Below are 1,993 nucleotides of genomic sequence, written 5' to 3' on the forward strand. Positions count from 1 at the left end.
TGCGCTGCCCTACATCCCTGGGAAGGGACCCGCCGGCGTCGTCCGCCGGGTCGGGGAGGGGGTGACCGACCTGCAGCCTGGTGACCGGGTCCTCGCGATGGCCGAGTACGGGGGCTACGCAGAGCAGGTCGCGGTGGACCGGCGGCAGGTCTACCCGCTGCCGGAGATGGTCTCCTTCGTGGACGCCGCGGCCATGGCCCTGGCGTTCGACACGGCGTGGATGTCACTCCGCGAGCGGGCGCGCCTGCAGCCGGGGGAGAGCGTGCTGGTGCTCGGTGCCACCGGCGCCGTGGGCGGCGCGGCCGTCGCGCTGGCCAAGGCGATGGGTGCCTCCCAGGTGCTGGCGGGCGTGTCCTCCCCCGACCGGTTCGCCGGTCCGGCGGCGCTGGGCGCGGACACCTGCATCGACCTGTCGCGGCCCGACCTGAAGAACAGCGTCCGGGAGCAGGTGTGGGCCGTCACCGGTGACCGGGGCGTGGACGTGGTTATCGACACCCTCGGTGGGGATCCGTTCGACGGCGCGCTGCGGTCCCTGGCCTGGCGCGGCCGTCTGGTCGTGGTGGGATTCGCCGCCGGTCGGATCCCGACGTTGAAGGTGAACTACCTGCTGCTGAAGAACATCGAGATCTCCGGCGTACAGATCAGCGACTACCGCAAGCGGACTCCGGAACTCCTCACCGAGTGCTACCGGGAGATCTTCTCGTTCGTGGAGCAGGGCCGGGTGGGGCGGCTGCCGAGCGTGACCTATCCGCTCGAGGAGTGGCGCGCGGCGATGCAGGTCGTCGAGTCCGGCACGGCGAATCACCGGGTGGTGCTGGTGCCTCGACCGTGAACCGACGGGAACCGGTGCCGGCAGCATCCGGCGTGCGGGTCACAGGTCGCGCAGCACCGAGGCCAGCTCGTCGAGGCTCGTCAGGTTGTGGCCGCTGACGAACCGGTCGAGGTGCGGCAGCGCGGCCGCCATGCCGCGAGCGAGCGGTTGGTAGCGGCTGTCCCCCTTGAGCGGGTTCACCCAGACCAGGCGGTGGGCGTAGCGGGCGAGGCGCGCGATCTCGTCGCCGAGCTGTTGCGGGTCGCCGCGCTCCAGGCCGTCGGAGCAGACCACGGTGACCGCGCCACGCAGGAGGCCGCTGCGGCCGAAGGAGCGGTTGAGGGTGGCGAGGGACTGGCCGATGAGAGTCCCGCCTTCCCAGTCGCTGACCCGCGCGGCGGCCGCGGCGAGCGCCCGGTCGACGTCGCGCCCGCCCAGCTCGTCGGTGAGCCGGGTGAGCCGGGTGCCGAAGCAGAACACTTCGACGTCCTCGGCGTCGACGCGGGCGGTGTAGGCGAAGTGCAGCAGCGCCCGCGAGTACCCCGCCATGGAGCCGGAGACGTCCAGGACGAGAACGAGACGGCGGGGCCGGACCTTGCGCCGACGTCGGGGGAGCCGCACCAGCTCCCCGTCGGTCTGGATCGCGGAGCGGACCGACCGGCGCAGATCGATGACGGGCCCGCGCCGGGCGGCTCGCGTGCGGCGCGACCGCCGGTGCGGCACTGCCACCACGATGTTGCCCATGAGGTCCTTGATGGCCTGCAGTTCCTCCTCGGTGGCCTCGCTGAAGCGTCGTCGGTGCAGCGCCTCCACGGCCGAGGCGATCGCGCCGGCCAGTTCGTCCGACTCCTCCTCCGTCTCGTCCTCTCCGGCACCGTCGTCGACGTGCCGACGGATCTCGGAGGCGCTCCTGTCGTCGCCTCCGGCGCCTCCTCCGGAGGGTCCGCCCTCCGGTTCCCGACCGTCTCCGGCACGGTCGCCCTCATCGGTCGTCCCGTCCTCGGCCGGCTCGTCCCGGCCCGCCTCCGGACCGCCGGGGACCGGCGCGGCAGCCTCCTCGCCGGCCGGACGGGGGTCGCGCACGGCAAGCCAGGCCGAGAAGACGCGGTCGTAGACGGGCAGTTGCTCGTGGTGGACGACGAGAGTCGTACGGCCGGCCCAGTACAGGTCCGCGGCGGTCAT

The 1,993-nt window shown here is 72.9% G+C and carries 2 protein-coding genes; one reads left to right on the forward strand and one right to left on the reverse strand.

What is annotated here, in order from left to right; translation table 11 throughout:
- Window positions 1–832 (forward strand): NADPH:quinone oxidoreductase family protein (locus E4P40_RS27375; protein ID WP_209305556.1); only part of this gene is annotated, 832 nt, incomplete at its 5' end.
- Window positions 833–871: 39 nt separating this feature from the next.
- Here E4P40_RS27375 and E4P40_RS27380 read toward each other — a convergent pair.
- Window positions 872–1,993 (reverse strand): VWA domain-containing protein (locus E4P40_RS27380; RefSeq protein ID WP_135161435.1); only part of this gene is annotated, 1,122 nt, incomplete at its 5' end.

The sequence above is a fragment of the Blastococcus sp. CT_GayMR20 genome, assembly GCF_004570345.1.